This window comes from Flavobacterium petrolei (genome assembly GCF_003314435.2).
GTDB lineage: Bacteria > Bacteroidota > Bacteroidia > Flavobacteriales > Flavobacteriaceae > Flavobacterium > Flavobacterium petrolei.
This window is the reverse complement of record NZ_QNVY02000012.1, coordinates 1-1534: the sequence shown is the minus strand read 5'-3', so window position 1 is coordinate 1534 and position 1534 is coordinate 1. Positions and strand designations below refer to the sequence as shown.

1 protein-coding gene is annotated in these 1534 nt (G+C 38.3%); it reads left to right on the top strand.

Features of this window, described 5'->3' with window-relative positions; translation table 11 throughout:
* Window positions 1-1439 (top strand): IS1182 family transposase (locus tag DR871_RS16285; protein WP_242497141.1); only part of this gene is annotated, 1439 nt, incomplete at its 5' end.
* Between the last annotated feature and the right edge of the window lie 95 nt (window positions 1440-1534).

The window sequence follows — 1534 nt, the reverse complement described above, 5'->3', positions numbered from 1 at the left end:
CCTTTGTCGAATATATTGACCTCTCTAAACTCGATTTTGCTGTAAAAACGCTCAAGACCGAAGGTCGCCCAAGTTTCAATAGTAAAGTATTTCTAAAGATGTATTTATACGGTTATCTCAACGGAATCAGAAGTGGCCGTGATCTAGAAAAGGAATGTTTGAGAAACATCGAAATGCAATGGCTTTTAGAGGATATTCGTCCCAATTACCACAGCATCTCAGATTTTAGAAAAGACAATCCTATTGCTTTGAAAAAATTATTCAAACTATTTGTTTCGTTCTTGAAAGATGCTGACTTAATAGGCGGTGAAACCATAGCTATTGATGGCACCAAAAGCCGAGCGCACAATAGTAAGAAAGCCAATTTCAACCAAAAGAAAATCGACAAACACTTAGCTTATATTGAAGCTAAGACCCAAGAATACTTGGATACCTTGGAAGAAAATGACGGCAAAGATAATCCAGCTATAATCCAAAATATCCAACAAAAGTTAGACCGATTGAAAGGGAACAAATTGCGTTATGAGCTACTGGAAGAAAAACTAAAAGCAAGTGGCGAGCCTCAAATAAGCACAACTGACAGTGATTCCAGAGCCTTGCTGGTTCAGGGACAAGTGATTGAGATTTCGTTCAATATTCAGGCTGCAGTCGATGCCAAACACAATCTGGTGGTAGCCACGCACACCATCAATAAGAATGATCGCAGTGCTTTGTCAGCTATTGCCATAGAAGCCAAAGAGAATCTAGGTATAGAAACCTATACCGCATTGGTCGATAAAGGTTACCATAATGGCAAACAAATAGAAATCTGCAAACAAGCCAACATAACTACCATTGTAGCACAGCCTGAACAAGGAAAAAGTAACGAAAACGGTACGACCAAGGCTTATTTGGTAGCCCAATTTCAATACGATCACGACACTTATACTTGCCCACAAGGCGAAACACTAAAAACTACAGGCAGTTGGCATAAGAAAACTACAGATAAAGACAGCTATAATTTTAAAAAATACCGAACCCCAAAATGCAAAGAATGTCCCGTAAAACATTTATGTACAAGTAGAGCAGCAGGCAGAGAAATCGACCGAAGCCAATATGCCGATGCCGTAGAAGAAAACAACAAGCGCTACCATGAGAACCCACAGCTCTACCGTAAACGACAGGAAATCAATGAACATATTTTTGGCACCATCAAACGACAATGGGGCTATAACCATACCAACTTAAAGGGATTAGAAAAAGTAAACGGAGAACATAGCTTGATTATGCTGGTGTATAACATCAAACGCAGTGTCAATATCCTAGGCGTTCCCGATTTGATTACTAAACTCAAAAAATGGAACTCACCCTACAAGGTAAAAGTCTTGTTTTTGCTAAAAACGAGTTATTTAAAGCTGAATTTAGAGTTCTTTTTTTCCAGTTTAAAATTAGCAGCCTAAAAAAGACCTTTCTTAAAAGGCTTTCTTTTGGATTGTAGAAAAGGAAAAATTGAAGATTTTAACGCAAAAAAGAGGTTTTTTCACAGCCTGACGTT